Origin of the sequence: Maricaulis sp. (assembly GCF_017642925.1) — a bacterium.
GTDB lineage: Bacteria > Pseudomonadota > Alphaproteobacteria > Caulobacterales > Maricaulaceae > Maricaulis.
Window position 1 is genome coordinate 16499 of record NZ_JAEPOL010000009.1, and the last position, 19589, is coordinate 36087.

The following is a 19589-nucleotide window of genomic DNA, read 5'->3' on the forward strand; positions in this document are numbered from 1 at the left end:
CGGATGCAAACCAGCGGATTACATTTCGCTCACATCCGAGGAGATCGATCCTACTCTGCCGCGATGGCGGTTTGTCCGGCGCGGTAGAGCGTGCCGGGACGCGCACCGGTGAGCCGGCCCTTCTCCATCACGATCTCGCCGGACACGATCGTCGCGTCATAACCGCGCGCGCCCTGCAACAGGCGCTGACCGCCGGCCGGCAGATCCTTCTCCATGTGCGGCGGTTCGGACTGGAGATTGTCGAGGTCGATTATGTTGATATCGGCCTTCAGTCCCGCGCGTAGATAGCCGCGATCGGTCATGCCCAGATAGTCGGCCTGGGCACCGGTCAGCATGCGCACGACCTTCTCCAGGGTGAGACGCCGTCCGCGTGTGCGGTCGCGCGTCCAGTGGGTGAGCATGTAGGTCGGCATGGACGCGTCACACACCGTGCCGACATGGGCGCCGCCGTCGGACAGGCCGTAAAGCGCCTGGGGATGCTCCATCATCTCGAGCACATTGTCGTAGTTGAGCTCGGTGTAATTGTAGAGCGGCAGGTAGATCAGTTCCTGGCCGTCGCGCTCAAGCAGCGTGTCATAGACCATCTCCATCAGCGGCACGCCCTTTTCGCGGGCCCGCGCGGCGAGCGAGCGCTCCGGCGGCTGCTCGTAGTCCGGCGGATCGCCGAGCTGGAAGAATTTCTCGGCCACCATCGCGATATGCTCCATCAGGAGATCGGCGAGCGGTGGCACGGACGAGCCCGGCCCGGACAGCTTGTCGGTCTTTTCCGACAGGATCTGCGCCTTGAAGGCGGGCTCCTTCATCTTCGCGACGCGCTGGTCCAGCGGCAGGTGCGCGATGGTCTTGTAGCTGGGATAGCCCATGAAGGGATGGAAGGTGCAGTTGAAGCCGAGGAAAACGCCGATCGCACGCGGTGCCACCTGCATGCGGGCATCCACGCCCTCACCCTTCAGCTTCTCGGTCAGCCCGATCAGCTTCTTCCACTGATCCGGCGCGAAATCGCGCTGCATGAGAGAGAAGGAAAACGGCCGGCCCGATGCCTTGGCATAGTCGGCGATGATATCCCACTCCTCGTCGAAATCCTGCTCGCCGCGTTCGAGATTGAAATCGGACACCGCCTGCACGACACCGAAATCAAGCCCCTCGAAGGCCCGGGCAATGCCGGTCAGCTCGTCACGCGTGGACTCCGAGGACGGCGTCCAGTCGCCGTCGGCCGTCTTGTGCACGTCGGAGCGGCCCGTCGCGAAGCCGATCGCACCGGCTTCGAGCGCCTCGCGGGTAAGCCGGCGCATGGCGGCGATGTCGTCATCATTGGCCGGTTCGGAGAACACCGCGCGGTCGCCCATGACATAAACCCGCAGCGGATCGTGCGGTACCATGGCGGCAATATCGATGGTGCGCGGCATCTTCGCCAGCGCGTCCATGTATTCCGGGAAGCTCTCCCAGTCCCAGGTCAGCCCCTCGTAGAGCGCCGTGCCGGGGATATCCTCGACGCCTTCCATCAGCTTGATCAGCTTGTCGTGATCGGCTTCGCGCACCGGGGCAAAGCCGACGCCGCAATTACCCATCACCGCGGTCGTCACGCCATGATCGATGGAGGGACGCAGCTCCTCGTCCCAGCTGGCCTGGCCGTCATAATGGGTGTGGATATCGATAAAGCCCGGCGTGACGATCCGGCCGCTGGCATCCAGCGTCCGCTTCGCTTCGCCCAGATCGGTGCCGATGGCGGCGATGCGCCCGTCCTTGACGGCGATGTCGGCAACACGCCCCTCGCCCCCCGAGCCATCATGGATCATGCCGCCCGTGATCTTCAGATCATACATGTCAGACCTCCCGGTTTCGCCCTCTTACGGGGCCGTTTTCGTCTCCCGCGCGATTTTCAGCCAATCGAGGCCGCGGTACAAGCCGATCAGACCGGTACCGGCAATGAGGTGCCAGATGCTCCACATGCCAGTGATCGCGGCCGCGCCGCCCAGCCCGTCAAACTGGCTGAGCAGGATGATCAGGCCGAGACCGGAATTCTGGATCCCGACCTCGAAGGTCAGGGAGCGCCGGCTGGGCGCGTCCAGACGCAGCAACCGGCCGCTCAGCGCACCGAGACCGAAGGCCGACGCGTTGTGGATCAGGGCGATGGGAATGATGATTGCCCCGATGGCGAGGATGATCGTCCAGTTCTGCACCACGCCGACGACGATCAGAACGCCGATCCCGGCCAGCGATAGCGGCATCAGGACAGCGCGGATACGGGCGGCAATCCGAGGCCAGCGCGCCGCCACCAGCATGCCGGCCGCCAGCGGCACGGCCAGCAGGGTCACGGTCTGGGTCACGAAGGGCATGGGCGAGATCTCGAGCTGCTGCACCAGCTGTGCGGTGGGCCCGTAGACCGACGACCAGAACAGGATCGACACCGGCGTCGCCAGGGCAGCCGAGACGCTGGAAATGGTCGTCAGCGAGACCGAATAGGCGGTGTTGCCCCGCGCGAAATGGGTCAGCAGGTTGGAGACATTGCCGCCCGGACATGCCGCCACGACGAACATGCCCAGCGCGATACTGGCCGGCGGCGCCAGAATCAGCACGAGGCCGAGGGTGAGAAGCGGCAGGCCGAGGATCTGGACGATAACCCCGCCGATCACGCGTACAGGCTGCTGCCGTACGGCGCGGAAATCCTCGATGTTCAACGCCAGCGCGACGGTGAACATCATCCCCATGAGGATAAAGGCCATCGCCAGCCGCGTTTGGTCATCAACTATGACCCGAAAAGAATCTATTTCTGCGCCGGTCACGATTTCCCCGTAAAAACAATAATTTAGACTTTGAACAGTGTTTACCGAGCCAGCCTAGGCGAGTTGCGACCAATTGTCATTGGCCTGCAAAGGGTCGCAAAACTCCACCAAATCTGTATTCTCCGCCGCCAAACACGGCGCGAATCCAGCCGGGAACGCAACCGGCGGCCGTGTTTTCGGGCGGGAATGAGTCTCCAGAACAGGAGTCGCCATTCCGATTTTTGCGTTTTGGGAGGACCGCTTTGGGCAGCGGTCCGGAGTTTGGGGGACCGGAAATGGGCCGGAAACGTTTCGACGAGATGTCGTGCGCAATTGCGCAAACCCTGAATCAGGTGGGCGACTGGTGGACACTGCTGATTGTCCGCGACGCGATGAAGGGTGCGCGACGCTTCAGCGATTTCCATGAAAGCACCGGCATCGCCAAGAACATCCTCACCGACCGGCTGAACAAGCTGGTCGAGAACGGCATCATGGTGCGCGAGGAAGTCGGCGTGCGCGGGCAGCGGCAGGAATACGTGCTGACCGAGCGCGGCGAGGCGCTTTTCCCGATCCTCATGGCGATGCAGCAGTGGGGCGACAAGTGGATCTACGGCGAAGCGGACGCCCCCGTCGAGATGTACGATACGCGCACCGGCGATCCGCTGGCTCCGATCCAGGTTGCCAATCATCGCGGCGAGGAAGTCACCCATCGCGATGTCGCCACCCGTGACAAGTCCGGCAAGATGCGCGAAGCGGGATAATCCCCTCCGGTTTTTGAATCGACATGAACATTGTTCACTCCTAGTCTGACGGCAAAACTGCCGTCATGTCAGGGAGGGGACACAAGACATGAATCGACTCGCTTTTGCCGCGATTGCCGGCGCTGCAGCGTTGACGCTGACTGCCTGTGGCGGCCAGCCGGAACGCGATATCACGACCGCTGACCGCGATTACCAGAACCAGCTGATCGAACAGCTGATCGATGCGCAGCCCGGCGATGTGATCGAGATCCCCGAGGGCGTGTTCGCCTTTGACCGCTCGCTCAGCCTGACGGTCGACGGTGTCACCATCCGGGGCCAGGGCGCCGACCGCACCATCCTGTCCTTCCAGAACCAGTCCCAGGGCGCTGAAGGCCTCCTCGTGACGGCCAGCGACTTCACCATCGAGAACCTCGCCATCGAGGACACGGTGGGCGACGGGCTGAAGGTGAATGAGGGCGAGAACATCGTCATCCGCGGCCTGCGGGTGGAATGGACCAATGGTCCGGACACGCGCAACGGCGCCTACGGTATCTATCCGGTACAGACCACGAATGTCCTGGTCGAGGACTCCATCGCCATCGGCGCCGCCGATGCCGGCATCTATGTCGGCCAGTCGCGCAATGTCGTGGTGCGCCGCAATCGCGCCGAGCGGAATGTCGCCGGTATCGAGATCGAGAATACGATCGGTGCGGACGTCTACGACAATGTCGCCACGGAAAACACCGGCGGCATTCTCGTCTTCAACATGCCCAACCTGCCGCAGCCGGGTTATCGAACGCGCGTCTACGACAATCACGTCTTCGCCAACAATACCGGCAATTTCGGCCATGAAGGCACGCCGGTCGCCTCGATCCCGGCCGGGTCCGGCATCGTCATCAATTCCAATGACGAGGTGGAGATCTTCAACAACACGATCGCCGACAACCGCACGGCCAACATCATCGTGTCGTCGCTGCATTCGACGGGGTATTCGGATTATGCCGTCCAGCAGGATTTCGATCCCTATCCCGAAGGCATCCACATCCACGGCAACACCTTCTCCGGCGGTGGCGACAATCCCGACGGGCTGGATCTGCAGGGCCTGAAAATCCTGGTCGCCGGACCGCTGGGACGCCTGCCGGACGTTCTGTGGGACGGCTATTACGATGCGGACAAGATGGTCGATGGTACGATGCCCGACGACCGCCGTATTTGTCTGGACAATGGTGAGGCGGAAATCGTCAATGCCGACGGTCCGAACGGGTATGAAAACCCGGCTGTCGTGACCGACAATCACCGCTGTTCCCTGCCGCCCCTGCCGGCGGTCGAACTGGCGCTGGCCGAATAGGCGCTCCATGCTGCGTTTCAGTGTACTGGCCCTGGCCCTCCTGACCGCCGCCTGCGGCAGACGGGAGGCCGCCACGCCGCAATTCATCGAGACGGGCAATCCGGCCCTTTTGAGCGAATGGGGCATGATGGCGTCGGACGGGCGCTCGCTTGTCCTGAGTGACGGGGTCGTGCCCTATGATCTCAACACGCCGCTGTTTTCCGACTACGCCCACAAGCAGCGCACGGTCTGGATGCCCGAGGGCGTCAGCGCGACCTATCGCGAGAACGACGTGCTGGACTTTCCGGTCGGCACCGTCATCACCAAGACCTTCTACTATCCGCGGACCGGTACGCCGGAAGAGGTTCGCAGCACGCTGGAAACCGCGCCCGGATGGCGGCCGGACGGTCTTGATCTTGCCGGGATACGCCTGGTGGAGACGCGCATTCTCGTTCATCGCGAAAGCGGCTGGGTTGCCCTGCCCTATGTGTGGAATGCCGACCAGACCGATGCCGAGCTGCGCCGGGCGGGCGAGATCATCCGCCTGACGGCCAGCGATGCAGACGGCCGCGAGCAGGACTTTGCCTACGCGGTACCGAACGCCAATCAGTGTGCCGGCTGTCACGCGGTGAACAATACGACGCGGCAGATCCAGCCGATCGGCCCCGCGCCGCGCCACATCAATCGCGACTATGCCTATGCCGGCGGTACACAGAACCAGCTGGAACGCCTCCACGCGGCCGGTTATCTGGGCGACTGGCCGGGGGCGGAGACGACACCGCGCGCGGTCAACTATCTCGACACCACCGCTCCGCTGGATGCGCGCGCACGCGACTATCTCGACATCAATTGCGCGCATTGTCACAACCCGTCCGGTCCCGCCGACACGTCGGGCCTGCACCTGCAGCACGACGCCCCCACCGGCCCCAATCTGGGTCTGTGCAAACTGCCGATCGCGGCAGGCGGCGGCACGGGCGGACGGCGCTTCGGGATCATGCCAGGCGAGCCGGAGGAATCCATACTTCTCTATCGAATGGAGACGAATGACCCCGGCGCGATGATGCCCGAACTGGGGCGCGCAATCCGGCACGAAGAAGGCATTGCCCTGATCCGGCAATGGATTTCGGAACTGGACGCGGATTGCCAGGCGCGCGGCTGATCTTCGCCTGTCACGCGAATTTCGCGAACCGGCATATTGAGAGAGGCGAGCCACAAGGTTAACGTCCCGGCTGGCGCGTCACGATAGCCGGACAATCCAGCAAGGCGCGCCATCAACGGGGAGATCATCCATGCTTCTGACAACCATCGCCGCCCTTGCCCTGCAAGCCGCACCGGCCGACATGCTGGTCGAGAACGCGCTTCAGGTGTCGACCGCCCAGGGCAGCTACATCACCTATTTCAATGCCGACGGCACCTACACGTCCAATATCGGTATCGAAGGCACCTGGGAGATCCGCGGCAATGAAGTGTGCGTCGAGCGTTCGACCGGCGAACACGGCTGTGCGCCGATCCAGGAAAATCTCGAACTCGGCGCCAGCTGGGAAGGCGAGAATGCCGCGACCGGCGAAACGGTGACCTACACCATCGTCGCACGCGAATAGGCTCGCGCGGCACCGGAAAGCAGAAGGGGCGCTCCAGCCGGGCGCCCCTTCTTTTTGCTCAAATCCCGGTCGCGACGGCGCGCTACTCGCCGAAGCTCCCGGCCGGCCCCGGGAAGACGACCGGGGTTTCCGAACCATCCGTCGCAACAGCGCTGACGCCGAAATAATAATTGTCGATCACGACGTTCTCGAGCGTGTACTCGCCCACCCGGCCGACAAACCGGCTCCATTGCCATTGCGGCTGGTCGGTCAGGCGCCAATGGACGCGATAGCCGGCCAGGTTTCCGGCGGCCTCACCCTCTGCCATATCCCAGCGCAGCGTCGTCGAGGGCTGCACAGCTCCCTCGATCTCGACATTCGCCGGAAAAGGCGGCGCGCCGGCCATCTGGGCCATCACCGCGACGTTCAGCGCGGTCAGCTTGGCAGCATGACCCGCATCCACACCATCCATCGTATCGCCATAGACGCGACCGTCCTCGGTGCGCAGATCCTGGTGCTGGCGGTCATAGTGCTCGTTCGTCTCCATGATCCGCACGCCGGGCATGCCCGCCTCGTTGAAGGGGCGGTGATGCCCGCCGCGGCCGAACCGGTCGAGCCGGTAGACCATCATCACGTCGAGATTGGGGATGTACTGGTCGGCCGTGCGATCGACGAAACGCGCCAGATTGCGTGACGGGCTGTCGACCTCGCCACCGGTAAAGCGGCGCTGTCGCGCCTCTTCCTCGGTCTCCACATAACGCGTCCCTTCGGAGAAGACCCGCGCCGTCGTATTGTCGATCACGCCGTTGATCCCGGCGATGTTGGAGATCATGTCATTGTTCAGCACACCCTTGATGCGCCAGCCCTGCTCCAGCGCATGGGCCGCAACGATCTGCCCGCCGAACAGGCCCTGCTCTTCACCGGACAGGCCCGCATAGATGATCGAACCGGCAAACTCGTGCTGTGACAGGACGCGCGCCGCCTCGATGACACCGGCCATGCCGGACGCATTGTCATTGGCACCGGGGCTGTCGGATGTCCCGTCCAGCGGATCGGAGACCCGGCTGTCGATATCGCCGGACATCATCACGAAACGGTCCGGATCCAGCGTGCCGCGCTGGATGGCGATCACGGAGACGACCTCGGTCGGTTCGGGAATGCGCCGCTCGCCGGAAATCGTGTCGGAGACATACATCACCTCGAGGCAGCCGCCGCACTCGGCCGAGATGCGCTCGAACTCGTCATGGATCCAGCGGCGGGCGGCACCGATACCGCGCGTGTCGCTTTCGGTTTCAGACAGGGTGTGGCGCGTGCCGAAATCCACCAGCGTCTGGATATCCTGCCCGATCCGGTCGGCAGAGACCGCCGCAACATAATCGTGGACGGCGAGGACTTCAGCCGGCGGCGCGTGCTCCTGGGCCAGGACCGGCATGGACAGGAGCGCCGCCGCAGCAGCAGCGGTCGTCAGATTACGCATGAGAGACTCCCCAATTCGTCTTGCCATCAGTGTGGCGGCGATGCCGCGCGGGTCAAGCGAACTGGGGAGCATGTTGAGCAAAATCGTGCCTTTCCCTAGGGAACCAGCACCACCTTGCCGATCGCCTTGCGGCCGGAGAGCGAGTTGAAGGCGTCGAGGAAGTCCTCGAGCTTGTAGGTGCCCGCCACATAGGGCTTGATCTTGCCCGCTTCGAACATGTCGAAGAGCTCCTGCATGTTCTTGCGGTGCTCCTGCGGCAGCGCCCCGGCCCAGGCGCCCCAGAACACGCCGACCACGCTGGCCACTTTCAGAAGCGGCAGGTTGAGCGGGAGTTTCGGGATGTCGCCGGCCGCAAAACCGATCACCAGATGCTTGCCGCCGAAGGCGATGCCGCGGAAGGCTGCTTCGGTGTATTCGCCGCCGACCGGATCGTAGATCACGTCCACACCCTTGCCGCCGGTCAGTTCCTTGATGCGGACCTTCAGGTCCTCGGTGGAGTAATTGATCAGCTCGTCCGCGCCGTGCTCCTTGCACACGGCCAGCTTCTCGTCCGACGAGGCCGCCGCGATCACCTTCGCGCCCATCGCCTTGCCCAGCTCCACCGTCGCCAGGCCGACACCGCCGGCAGCGCCGAGCACGAGAAGGGTCTGGCCCGGCTTCAGCTCGGCCCGCTGTTTCAGCGCGTGATAGGAGGTGCCGTAGACGATGGTCAGGCCTGCAGCAGCCTCGAACGGCATGCTGTCGGGGATCTTCGTCAGGGCGGGCGCCGGCAGCACGGCCTCGGCCGCAAAGGCGCCCGTCGGCGTATTGAACATCACGCGGTCGCCGACCGTGAAACCGTCAACGCCCTCGCCCAGCCCGCGGATCACGCCAGCACCTTCCGTACCGGGAACGAAGGGCAGTTCCGGCTTGAACTGGTACTGACCCCGCACACACAACAGGTCCGGGAAGTTGAGACCGCCCGCCTTTACATCGACCAGGACATGGCCCGGCTTGAGTTCCGGCGCGTCGATCTCCTCGACCTTCATGTTCGCTTCGGGTCCGAATTCGCGGCACAGGAGCGCTTTCATGGATGTCCTCCCCGGACTGTTCGTGTGGGTTTGAAACCTAACCGAGCTTCACGCCGTGATGGGCGGCCGCCTTGGTCAGGAATTTGATCGTCTGCTCACCGCCGGCCTGGAATTCCTTCTGGGCGGCGGGATCCTTGATGGCATCGAACTGCGCCGCGACATTCTCCGGCGTCAGTTCTTCGGGCGGCAGATAGATGCCGTCGGTCTCGTAGATTTTCGTCGCGGCAAAACCGCCGGCGCCGGCGCACAGGATGGTGCGCGAGGGACCGTCTTCGGACACGAGGTAGACGAGGCCCGTCGAGACGGTGTCCGGCTTCATCAGCTCGAGCGCGGCCGGCGGCAGCAGGCCTTCCGTCATCCGCGTCGCCGCAGTCGGGGCCAGGCAGTTGACGCGGATGTCGTACTTCTGGCCTTCCAGATGCAGCGTGTTCATGAAACCCACAACAGCCATCTTGGCGGCGCCGTAATTGGACTGGCCGAAATTGCCGTAGAGGCCGGACGAGGACGAGGTCATCGCGATACGGCCGTAATTCTGCTCGCGCATGATGTCCCAGACCGCCTTGGTGCAGACGACGGAGCCCATCAGGTGCACGTCGACCACGGTCTGGAAGTCCGAAATGTCCATCTTGGCGAAGGACTTGTCGCGCAGGATGCCGGCATTGTTCACCAGCACGTCGACCCGGCCCCAGGTGTCCATGGCCTGTTTGACCATATCGGCGACTTCGTCGGCCTTGGTGACATTGGCGGTGTGCGAGATGGCCTCGCCGCCCGCAGCGCGGATCTCGTTGGCCACGTCTTCCGCAGCCGAACCGGTGCCCGTGCCATCCACGGAACCGCCCAGATCATTGACCACCACTTTGGCACCGCGTGCCGCCAGCGCCATCGCGTGGCAACGGCCCAGCCCCAGGCCGGCGCCGGTGACAATGGCCACGCGGCCGTCGTAACGAATCTCACTCATAACCAGTCTCTTCTCTTGAACGTGTCCGGATCAGCCGACGATCTGCAGGGTCAGCCAGTGCGCCATCAGGGCTGGCTTGTCCTCACCCTCGATCTCGACGGTGACGGCGTATTTCAGCATCCATTGCCCCGGATTGCGCTCGGTGGCGTCTTCCAGGACGAAACGGCCGCGGATCTTCTTTCCGGCCCGCACCGGCTGGAGGAAGCGCACCTTGTCGAAGCCGTAATTGATGCCCATCGCGATACCGTCGAGCACCAGCGTCGTGTTGGCGGCGAGCGCGGACAGCATGGACAGCGACAGGAAGCCGTGGGCGATCGTGCCGCCGAACGGCGTTTCCTTCGCCGCGCGCTCCGGGTCGATATGGATGAATTGATGGTCTTCGGTCACATCGGCGAAGACATCGATGCGCGACTGGTCGATCTCGATCCAGTCGGACACGCCGATTTCCTGTCCGATATGGTCCTTCAGCGTGTCGGCCTTGATTACCGGCATCAGGCAGTCTCCTCGTCTTTCAGCAGCATTTTGCGCAGGCCCGGCTTGTCGATCTTGCTCGTGCCGCCGCGCGGCAACGGTCCGTCCATGCGCCAGATGCGATCCGGCAGCTTGAAAGCCGCCAGGTGCGGTTTCAGGAAGTCGATGATGTCCTGGTCGGAAAGCTCCGCCCCGTCACGCAGCAGGAGCGCCGCGCCGACGCGTTCGCCCAGACGCTCGTCGGGAATACCGATGACGGCCGCTTCCAGAATGTCCGGATGCTTGGCCAGCGCGCCCTCGACCTCGAGGCAGGAGACGTTCTCACCGCCGCGGATCACCATGTCCTTGATGCGGTCGACGATGAACAGGAAACCGTCCTCGTCGATAATCCCGACATCGCCGGTCTTGAACCAGCGGTCCTCGGTCAGCACGGCCGCGGTCGCTTCCGGCTGGTTGAGATAGCCGCGGAACACCGCCGGCGACTTGATCCACACCTCGCCCGGCTCACCGGCCGGGGTCTCGTTGCCGGCTTCGTCGACCGTCTTGATGAAGGTGACGGCCGGCAGCGGCAGGCCGCAGGAGCCCGGCTTGGCCTGGTATTCGGAATAGCCGTTATATGTGCCCAGTGCATTGGTCTCGGTGAGACCATAGCCGGACGACGACCAGGCTTTGGGGAAGACCTGGTTGATCTTCTCGACATGCGCCTCGGGACGTTTGGCACCGCCCGTGCCCATGCCCTGCAGCGTGTCCAGCGTGACGCCGCGGCGCTCGGCCTCCAGTGTCAGCTCGTGCGACATGGTCGGCACGCCCACCATGTCGGTGAGCTTCTCGCGCTGGATGATCTCGACTGCTTCACCCGCATCCCATTTACGCATCAGCACCATCTTGCGGCCGGAGAAAAGCGACAGCAGGAAAACGGCATGCGAGCCGGTGCAGTGGAAGAGCGGCAGGCAAACCAGCACGCCCGGATCGCCTTCGGTGAAGTCCTCGTCATTATTGGCCAGACGCAGGGATGCGCCGAGGAGCGCAAAGGACAGGATCGTCGTCACCGCACCGCGATGGGTGAGCACGGCGCCCTTGGGCGAGCCTGTTGATCCCGACGTGTAGAAGATGGCGAAATCGCTGTCCGGATCGATGGCGATGGCCGGCGGTTCTTGTCCCGCACAGGCTGCGACCATGGCGTCGAACGTGTCGGCGACATCCTCGAGCTCGCCGCGGCCGGAGATCAGGGTGAGCCCCAGGCTCGCCTGGTGGGGCCGCAAGCGCTCGATCTGCCGGGCACCGGCGATGACGATCCTGGCGCCGCAATCGGACAGGCCGAAACCCATCTCCTCGCTGGTCCACCAGCCATTGAGCGGCACCACGACGCCGCCGGCGGCGATGATGCCGAGAAAGGCCGCCATCCATTCCGGCGAGTTGCGCATCGCCAGGGCGATGCGTGTGCCGGGTGTCACGCCGTGACGCTGGATCAGCGCGTTGGCAAAGGCCACGGAGCGGCCGACCAGTTCACCGAAAGTCCAGCGCTGATCCTCGAAGATCACGCCTTCCTTCTCGGCGTGCTCCATCGCCTTCATCAACAGAAAGCGCAAATCGCCCGGTGCATTCACATAGGCCGGCTGGCGAACACCGAGAATCTCGGCTTCGCCAACATTGAGGACTTCCTCGGCCTGGGTGATCTGGCGGGCAATCGCTTCCAGCTGCGCGCGGGCCGGCGCCTGCTTGCGCTGAGCCATGATCAGCCCTCCAGGGTTTCGTTGACGTAGCGCTTGAGTTCCTTGCGGGCGATGACCATGCGGTGCACAGCATCCGGTCCGTCAGCGAAGCGCAGCGTGCGCAGGCCGGTGAACATCATGGCCAGCGGCGTGTCCTGGGAGATACCCGTACCACCATGCATCTGCATGGCCTCGTCCACGGTATCCAGAGCGACACGCGGTGCGATCACCTTGATCTGGGAGATCCAGGGCGCAGCCGCGCGCGGGTCGCCCTGGTCCATCATCCAGGCCGCCTTGAGGCACAGGAGGCGTGCCTGTTCGATCGCCATGCGGCGTTCGGCAATGATGTCGCGATTGGCGCCGAGCTTGGCCAGCGGCTGGCCGAAGGCCGTGCGCGAAACCGAGCGGCGGCACAGGAGTTCCAGCGCCCGCTCGGCCTGGCCGATAGCCCGCATGCAGTGGTGGATACGGCCCGGCCCGAGGCGGCCCTGGGAGATCTCGAAACCGCGGCCGCGGCCGAGGATCAGCGCATCCTTGGGCACGCGAACATTGGTGAACTTGATATGCATATGGCCGTGCGGGGCATCGTCATGGCCGAACACGGTCATCGGACGCAGGATCTCGATACCCGGCAGGCCGGCCTCGACGAGGAATTGCGAATGGCGGCCGTGACGCGGGGCATCATCACCCTCGGTCTTGGTCATCAGGACATAGATTGAACAGCGCGGATCGCCGGCACCGGAAGCCCAGTATTTCTCGCCATTGAGCACCCACTCATCGCCATCCAGCTCGGCCTTGAAGGCGATATTGGTGGCGTCAGAGGAGGCGACGTCCGGCTCGGTCATCAGATAGGCCGAGCGGATCTTGCCCTCGAGCAGCGGCTCCAGCCATTTCTTCTTCTGCTCGGCATTCCCGTAGCGCTCGATGACTTCCATATTGCCGGTGTCCGGCGCGGAGCAGTTGAAGGTTTCCGCGGCCAGGTGGGACCAGCCCATTTCCTCGGCAAGATAGGCATATTCAACGGTGCTGAGGCCGTAGCCGCGGTCGGACCCGGTCAGCCAGAAATTCCACAGGCCGCGCTCGCGCGCCTTCGCCTTGAGGCTTTCCAGGATCTCGGTCTGACGGTCCGTAAAGGCGAACCGGTCACCCGCCTTGCCGATCTCCGCGTGATACTCCGCTTCCAGCGGCATCACCTCGTCGCGCACCATGGCGCGAACCTGTTCCACCAGCGGACGTACCCGCTCCGTCATACCCAGATCCATCATTACTCCCCTTTATCGTCCTAGCTGTTGTCGTTTCTCGTTGAATTGTCAGACCGGCCGGCCGCGCTCGGCAACCATCATCCGGCGGAATTTCCGCATCCCGCCGAGCCAGCGGTCACGCTGGGTCGCGCGAGCCGCCTCATAGCCGGCGACACTGGCGTGCGGCAGGGCGAGAAAACGCTTCTCCTCGATCGCCGCGATCGCTTCGGCCGCCACATCGGAAGGCTCGACCACGCCATCGGCACCGGCGATACCGCCATCGGAGGAATTCTCACCCAGCATGGCCGTGCGGACCGCCTGCGGGCAGACGCACACGACCTGCAACCCGTCATCGCCATGGGTGATCGCCAGGCTCTCCGCGAAGGAGACCGCGGCATGCTTGCTGGCGGTGTAGGAGGAGGCCCCGATCTGGGCGAGCAGACCGGCCGCTGAAGCGACCAGGATGAACACCCCGCCGCCGCGCGGCTTCATGCGCGGCCAGACCTGGCGCGCACCGCGCACGGCGCCCATCACATTGACCTCGAAACTGTCCAGCCAGTCCTTGTCCGACGCGCCTGCCGCATCCCAGCTGGGGGCATCGGCGCGCAGGATGCCGGCATTGGAGACATAGATATCGACCGGGCCGAGCTCGGCTTCGGTGCGGTCGAGAAAGGCCGCGATATCGGCTTCCTTGGTCACATCCACCGTCGCGCCGATCCCGCCGAAGGCCTGGGCCGCCTCTTCAGCGCCCTGAAGGTCGGCCAGGGCGATCTTCGCGCCGCGGGCGTGAAAGGCTTGCGCCATGGCGAGGCCGATGCCGCGCGCACCACCGGTGATCGCGACAACCTTGTTCGTGTAGTCCATCTTGTCCTCCCGGTGGACCGGCCTCAATACTTCCGCATGCGGGCGAACTTGTCAGCGTGGTAATTGGCGTCACCGTAGAGCGCCTCCGCCACGCGGACCCGTTTCATGTAGAAGCCGATGTCGAATTCATCGGTCATGCCCATACCACCATGCATCTGCACGCCTTCACGCGCGGCAAGCTGGGCGACCTGGCCGAGCTTGGCCTTGGCCGCGCTGACCATCATCGCCGCATGATCCGGCGCGGCATCGAGCGTCTGCAGGGCTTTCAGCACGATCGACTTGCCCAGCTCGACCTCGGAATAAAGGTGCGCCGCGCGGTGCTGCAGAGCCTGGAAGGTGCCGATGATCTGGCCGAACTGCTTGCGCTCCTTCAGATAGCCGACCGTGCTGTCGAGGCATTGCTGGGCAGAGCCCGACATCTCGGCCGACAGGCCGGCCCGGCCCGCGTCCAGAACCGCTTCCAGCGCGCCCAGACCATTGTCGACCTCGCCCAGAACGGCGTCGGCCGTCACTTCGACATTGTCGAGCACGATGTCGGCGGCATGACGGCTGTCGACCGTATCCTTGCGCTCCACCGTGACACCGGCGGCATCCCGCGGCACCAGGAAGAGCGTGATGCCCTCGGCCTCGTTTTCGCTGCCACCGGTCCGGGCGGACACGATCAGCATGTCAGCGACATGACCTTCGGCGACGAAGGTCTTGCGACCGTTCAGCTTGAAGCCATTGCCCGAACGCTCGGCCGACACCGCCACGCTGGACGGATTGTGCTTGCGGCCTTCGTCGGCGGCGAGCGCGGTGATCGCCTCGCCGGCCGCGATCCGCGGCAGCCATTCCGATTTCTGACCGTCCGATCCGAAACGCGACAGCGCCGTCGCGCCCATGATGGCGGTCGAGATATAGGGCGACGCCGTCAGCGTACGGCCCATTTCCTCGGCGATCACGCCGGCCGCGACATGACCCATTTCCACACCGCCATGCGCTTCGGGCACCAGCACGCTGGTCCAGCCCATTTCCGCCATGTCGGCCCAGGTCTTGCGGTCAAATCCGTCTTCCGAGCCGCTGTCGCGCAGTTTGCGCAGCTGACTCACCGGCGCACTCGTCGAGAGATAACCCCGGGCGGCATCCTTCAGCATGCCGGCTTCTTCATTCAGCACCATGGCCATGATGTTTTACTCCTTGGGTGCCCGGCTCAAGCAGACGGCAGTTCGAGAATGCGCTTGGCGATGATGTTGAGCTGCACTTCCGACGTGCCGCCCTCGATGGAATTGCCCTTGGAGCGCAACCACATGCGGGCCACATCCTCATCGGCATCCCACTCCAGGCCGGACGAACCGGCGCTGTCCATCATCAGCTCCATGCGGCGCTTGTTCAGCTCGGTGCCATAGTATTTCAGCATCGAGGAATTGGCGCCGACGCCCTGCCCCGCCTTGGCCTCGTCGGCCACGCGTTCCATAGTCGACATGAAGGCGAGCCCGTCGATCTCGGCCCGCACCACATCGGCGCGCAGGATCGGATCGGCCAGCATGCCCTGCTCGTTCAGCCCGATCTGCTGCACCGCGACATCGCCCATCGGGCGCATCGCGCCGGAGCCCATGCCGCCGATCATCTCGCGCTCATGGGTCAGGAGATATTTGGCGACCGTCCAGCCCTTGTTCAGCTCGCCGACCAGATTGTGCTTCTCGGCCCGCGCATCGTCGAAGAAGGTCTCGCAGAAGGGCGACTTGCCGGAGATCAGCTTGATCGGTTTGGTCGTCACGCCCGGCTGGTCCATGTCGACCAGAATGAAGGAAATGCCTTCATGCTTGGGCGCCTGGAAATCGGTCCTCACCAGCACGAAAATCCAGTCGGCCTTGTCGGCATAGGAGGTCCAGATCTTCTGGCCGTTGACCAGATAATGGTCGCCCTTGTCCTCGCACTTGGTCATCAGCGCTGCGAGGTCGGAACCGGCATTCGGCTCGGAATAGCCCTGCGCCCAGCGGATCTCGCCGCGGGCGATCTTCGGCAGGTGTTCCAGCTTCTGCTCGTGCGTGCCGTACTTCAGAAGCGCCGGCCCGAGCATCCAGATTCCGAAAGACTGGACCGGTGCACGGGCGCCGATCTTGCGCATTTCCTCGCGCAGCACCTTGGCATGTGCCTTGTCGAGACCGCCCCCGCCATATTCCACAGGCCATTCGGGAACCGTCCAGCCTTTTTCGGCCATCCGGTCGAGCCACAGTTTTTGCGGTTCGGTGAAGTTGAACGTCTTGCCGCCCCAGACGACATCTTCCTCGTCCTGGATGGGCTGGCGCATTTCCTCGGGACAATTGGCTTCGAGCCAATCCCTCACATCGGCACGGAAGGCGTCTAGATCGGCCATGCTCTCCCCTTTATCGATCATTTTCGAGCATTCGGTATGATGCACTTGCGAAGACGTTAGCGCCCTTGCAGCAAGGCGTCCATGGGGCTGTGCGGCGATTTCAGGGGAAAATTGGTCGCAGGCCAGATCCGACGCAGCTGCGAAACCGGATACGAAAAAGCCCCGGCCGTGTGGCCGGGGCTTCCGTTCAGCGACAGGATACCGCTCTAGGCAAACTGCGGTGCAATCTGCAGATTCTTGGCCAGCCCGAGCCGGTGCAGGACCAGAAGCATGGTGCCGTTATAGTCGACAATCCGGTTCCAGATGCCCTTGCGCGGCAGGTGCAGCGCGGACTGCGGGAACTCATGGTGATGATCGTGCAGCGCTTCGCCGCCGGTCAGCAGCGCCAGCAGATAGTCGACCCATTTCGGCGTCTTCATGTGGCCATAGACGTTCACGCCCAGCGTTGTGGCGTGGAACTGGATCGCGCGGCCGATCACGGCGCTGGCATGCAGCAGAGCGGTAAGAATCAGCGAACCGCCGCTCAGCGCCACGATGAGATAGATGATCGCGGGAATGATCAGGTGCATCACCAGCGACAGGGTGATGTGGAAACGGTCGGCAAAGCGCACGACGGCGTTTTCCTTGAGCCAAAGCGGCATCGGGCGGGCGAGGTCCTTCTCGTCGCGCCACAGGATCCAGCCGACCCAGGCCCAGGCCTTGCTTTCCAGCGGATTGTGCGGATCGCCAGGCTTGTCGGCAAAACGGTGGTGCTGGGAGTGGTAGTTCACCCAGTCCTTCAGGGAGCCCTGCATCGCCAGGATGCAGTTGAACATGATGATCACCTGGGCCGGCCATTTGATCTCGCCGGCGCGGTGCTGCCAGATCCGGTGCAGCGGACCGATGCCCTGATTGCACACGAAGATCGACAGGCCGATCACGGCCAGACAGATCGGGGCATACCACCAGTGCAGGGTCAGCCCGTTCAGCGCCAGGCCGAGCGCGACCATGGTGATCATCATCGCCACGCCGAGCGCGGGATAGATGAAGGCGGAAAAGGCGCTGGCCCAGTTCAGGGTACGCCAGGATTTCAGGATGGCCTCGGAACGCGAAAGGATCCGCTGGTCAAGATTCATGGGGTCTACTCATCGATAAATGGGGCCCCCGGAGGGACTCGTCGCGAGGAATGTCTGCATTGCAGCGCGCCGGGTCAATCTCGGAATGGCCGCAGTGCGGTTTTCAATTATTGCTCCGTGGCCGGCAGATGGACGTGAAAGGCTGCGCCCTCGCCCGGCCGCCCCTCGGCCCAGATGTGTCCGCCATGACGCTCGACGATACGCTGGCAAAGGGCCAGACCGACCCCCGTGCCGGGATAATCGCCCCGTGAATGCAAACGGGTGAACACCTCGAAAATGCGCGTTGCGTGCTCGGGCGGAAACCCGATGCCATTGTCGCGAACGCTGAGAACAGCATTCCCGGCCTCGTCATTCACCAGCGACAACTCGATCCGCTGTGGCCGTTTCGGGTCGCGGTACTTCACCGCATTGCCGATGAGGTTGGCGAGAAGCTGACGCATCAGCACCGGATCGGCCACCAGCCGGCCCGGCAGGTCCCAGCAGATCGTGCCACCGGTTTCGGCCAGCGCGAGCTCGAAATCGCTGGCCACGTCCAGAACCAGCTTTTCCATGTCCAGTGCCTGCCGGGACATCGCGACATGGGCCGACCGCGAATAGCTCAGCAGATCCTGGATCAGCTTTTGCATCCGCCCTGCCCCGTCGATCATCGTGTCGAGCAGTTTGTGGCCGCGCGCATCGAGCCGGTCGGAATAGTCGCGATGCAGAAGATCACCGAAAGCACGAACCTTGCGCAGGGGTTCCTGGAGATCGTGCGAAGCCACATAGGCGAAGCGCTCCAGCTCGGCATTCGAGGCTTTCAGGGCCTCGGCATGCGCGGCGGCCATCTCCTCGGCGGCACGGCGATCCGTGATGTCATGGGCCGAGCCCGCCAACCGGACCGGCCGCCCGTCGGCCCCGCGCAGCGAATCGCCATGCGCATGCACCCAGACGCTGCGACCGTCCGGCCGATTCATGCGGTGTTCGACATCAAACGGCACGGGCTCCGAGAAATGCCGCACGATCGCGGCCTGCACGGCCGCCTCGTCGTCCGGGTGAACATAGGAGAGGAAACTGTCCAGGGAGATGCTTGTCATGGCGACGTCCAGCCCCATGATCTCGAGAAAGCGCGGCGACAGGGTCACCTCGCCTCGCCGCACGTCGAGATACCAGAAGCCGGCATTCGAGCCCCGCATGGCCAGATCATACCGCTCGTCTGCCCGCCGCAACGCGACATGCTGGCCGATCAGCGCCACGGCCGTCTCGAACACGCCCAGTTCGACCGCGCTGCACCCGCCAGCGCGCATTTCAGGGGAGACCAGGCAGACCGTTCCGTGCACCCGGCCGCCCGCCAGCAGGCGCGCTCCGATATAGGTCGCCAAGCCATCAACCGGCAGGCGCGCCAGCACGGCTTCGTCGTCCGGCCGCATCAGCACGACGGGCCGGTCGCTTTGCATGGATTGCTCGCACGGCGCGCCGGCAATCGGCACGGTAGCGCCCGCGGCTATCTCGCCAGCCTCGCCCGCGACCGTCTCGACCGTTGCAATCCCGTTGAAAATCTCGCTGACAAAGCCGGCCTGAACGCCGAAATAATCGACAATGCGCGACAACAGGCGCCGAACGGCCAGATCGTGATCCCGGCCGGCATCCGCACTGTCTTTTACCAGCGCCAGAACCAGCGCCTGCGCTCGCGCAAGCGCCTCGGCCGGCACGCCCGTCTTGAACTCTGCCATCACACTATCCCGACAGATCCGGGACCCGCCGTACATCCTTGCCCGTCAACACGATAGCAAACGAGCACGAAAACAGAAGCGGTGTGGAGTGATGCTTTATTAGACCGCGTGTGGCCAACGGTCGCGTCTGCATACCGGATGCGGGATGAGACGGGAATTCGTTGTTATTTGTTCGATTTATCGTTTCTCGGGATAGACCCGCCGTCA

17 protein-coding genes are annotated in these 19589 nt (G+C 63.9%); 4 read left to right on the forward strand and 13 right to left on the reverse strand.

What is annotated here, in order from left to right; all coding sequences use genetic code 11:
* Positions 1 to 50: 50 nt before the first annotated feature.
* Both JJ918_RS08710 and JJ918_RS08715 read right to left on the reverse strand, forming a co-directional pair.
* Positions 51 to 1823 (reverse strand): amidohydrolase family protein, encoded by a 1773-nt coding sequence (locus tag JJ918_RS08710; RefSeq protein WP_291885921.1) that lies wholly within the window; start codon positions 1821 to 1823, stop codon positions 51 to 53.
* Between the two features lie 24 nt (positions 1824 to 1847).
* Positions 1848 to 2723 (reverse strand): bile acid:sodium symporter family protein, encoded by an 876-nt coding sequence (locus tag JJ918_RS08715; RefSeq protein WP_291885923.1) that lies wholly within the window; start codon positions 2721 to 2723, stop codon positions 1848 to 1850.
* Between the two features lie 335 nt (positions 2724 to 3058).
* On the opposite strand from JJ918_RS08715, the gene JJ918_RS08720 reads away from it, so the two are divergent.
* From JJ918_RS08720 to JJ918_RS08735, 4 genes are all read left to right on the forward strand, one after another.
* Positions 3059 to 3523, forward strand: coding sequence for a helix-turn-helix domain-containing protein (locus JJ918_RS08720; RefSeq protein ID WP_291885926.1), 465 nt, complete (start codon positions 3059 to 3061; stop codon positions 3521 to 3523).
* 88 nt (positions 3524 to 3611) lie between these two features.
* On the forward strand, positions 3612 to 4850 hold the full coding sequence (locus JJ918_RS08725) for a parallel beta-helix domain-containing protein (RefSeq protein WP_291885929.1): 1239 nt from the start codon (positions 3612 to 3614) through the stop codon (positions 4848 to 4850).
* Positions 4851 to 4857: 7 nt separating this feature from the next.
* Positions 4858 to 5988 carry an SO2930 family diheme c-type cytochrome gene (locus JJ918_RS08730; RefSeq protein WP_291885931.1) on the forward strand — a complete coding sequence of 377 codons (1131 nt, stop codon included), beginning with the start codon at positions 4858 to 4860 and terminating at the stop codon, positions 5986 to 5988.
* 130 nt (positions 5989 to 6118) lie between these two features.
* Entirely contained in the window at positions 6119 to 6430 is a 312-nt protein-coding gene (locus JJ918_RS08735; protein WP_291885934.1) for a hypothetical protein, read from the forward strand.
* A gap of 82 nt (positions 6431 to 6512) precedes the next feature.
* On the opposite strand, the gene JJ918_RS08740 is transcribed toward JJ918_RS08735, so the two are convergent.
* The 11 genes from JJ918_RS08740 to JJ918_RS08790 all read right to left on the reverse strand — a co-directional run bounded on the left by JJ918_RS08740 (position 6513) and on the right by JJ918_RS08790 (position 19382).
* The gene (locus tag JJ918_RS08740) at positions 6513 to 7886 is read right to left on the reverse strand and encodes a M28 family metallopeptidase (RefSeq protein ID WP_291885937.1); all 1374 of its coding nucleotides are present in this window, start codon (positions 7884 to 7886) and stop codon (positions 6513 to 6515) included.
* Positions 7887 to 7981: 95 nt separating this feature from the next.
* Positions 7982 to 8956, reverse strand: coding sequence for an NADPH:quinone oxidoreductase family protein (locus tag JJ918_RS08745; protein WP_291885941.1), 975 nt, complete (start codon positions 8954 to 8956; stop codon positions 7982 to 7984).
* Between the two features lie 37 nt (positions 8957 to 8993).
* Positions 8994 to 9914 carry an SDR family NAD(P)-dependent oxidoreductase gene (locus tag JJ918_RS08750; protein ID WP_291885944.1) on the reverse strand — a complete coding sequence of 307 codons (921 nt, stop codon included), beginning with the start codon at positions 9912 to 9914 and terminating at the stop codon, positions 8994 to 8996.
* Between the two features lie 30 nt (positions 9915 to 9944).
* The gene (locus JJ918_RS08755) at positions 9945 to 10406 is read right to left on the reverse strand and encodes a MaoC family dehydratase (RefSeq protein WP_291885947.1); all 462 of its coding nucleotides are present in this window, start codon (positions 10404 to 10406) and stop codon (positions 9945 to 9947) included.
* Positions 10406 to 12118 carry a class I adenylate-forming enzyme family protein gene (locus JJ918_RS08760; protein WP_291885950.1) on the reverse strand — a complete coding sequence of 571 codons (1713 nt, stop codon included), beginning with the start codon at positions 12116 to 12118 and terminating at the stop codon, positions 10406 to 10408. The genes JJ918_RS08755 and JJ918_RS08760 overlap by 1 nt, the downstream gene beginning before the upstream one ends.
* Positions 12119 to 12120: 2 nt before the next feature.
* Positions 12121 to 13359: an acyl-CoA dehydrogenase family protein gene (locus tag JJ918_RS08765; RefSeq protein WP_367277682.1), complete on the reverse strand. Its 1239-nt coding sequence runs from the start codon at positions 13357 to 13359 to the stop codon at positions 12121 to 12123.
* Between the two features lie 48 nt (positions 13360 to 13407).
* Positions 13408 to 14202 (reverse strand): SDR family oxidoreductase, encoded by a 795-nt coding sequence (locus JJ918_RS08770; protein WP_271185460.1) that lies wholly within the window; start codon positions 14200 to 14202, stop codon positions 13408 to 13410.
* Positions 14203 to 14225: 23 nt separating this feature from the next.
* The gene (locus JJ918_RS08775; protein WP_291885957.1) at positions 14226 to 15365 is read right to left on the reverse strand and encodes an acyl-CoA dehydrogenase family protein; all 1140 of its coding nucleotides are present in this window, start codon (positions 15363 to 15365) and stop codon (positions 14226 to 14228) included.
* A 26-nt stretch (positions 15366 to 15391) separates the two neighbouring features.
* A complete protein-coding gene (locus tag JJ918_RS08780) occupies positions 15392 to 16558 on the reverse strand; it encodes an acyl-CoA dehydrogenase family protein (protein ID WP_291885959.1) in 1167 nt (388 codons plus the stop codon).
* Positions 16559 to 16764: 206 nt separating this feature from the next.
* On the reverse strand, positions 16765 to 17673 hold the full coding sequence (locus tag JJ918_RS08785) for an acyl-CoA desaturase (protein ID WP_291885962.1): 909 nt from the start codon (positions 17671 to 17673) through the stop codon (positions 16765 to 16767).
* Positions 17674 to 17780: 107 nt separating this feature from the next.
* Positions 17781 to 19382, reverse strand: a complete 1602-nt coding sequence (locus JJ918_RS08790; protein ID WP_291885965.1) for an ATP-binding protein — start codon at positions 19380 to 19382, stop codon at positions 17781 to 17783.
* Between the last annotated feature and the right edge of the window lie 207 nt (positions 19383 to 19589).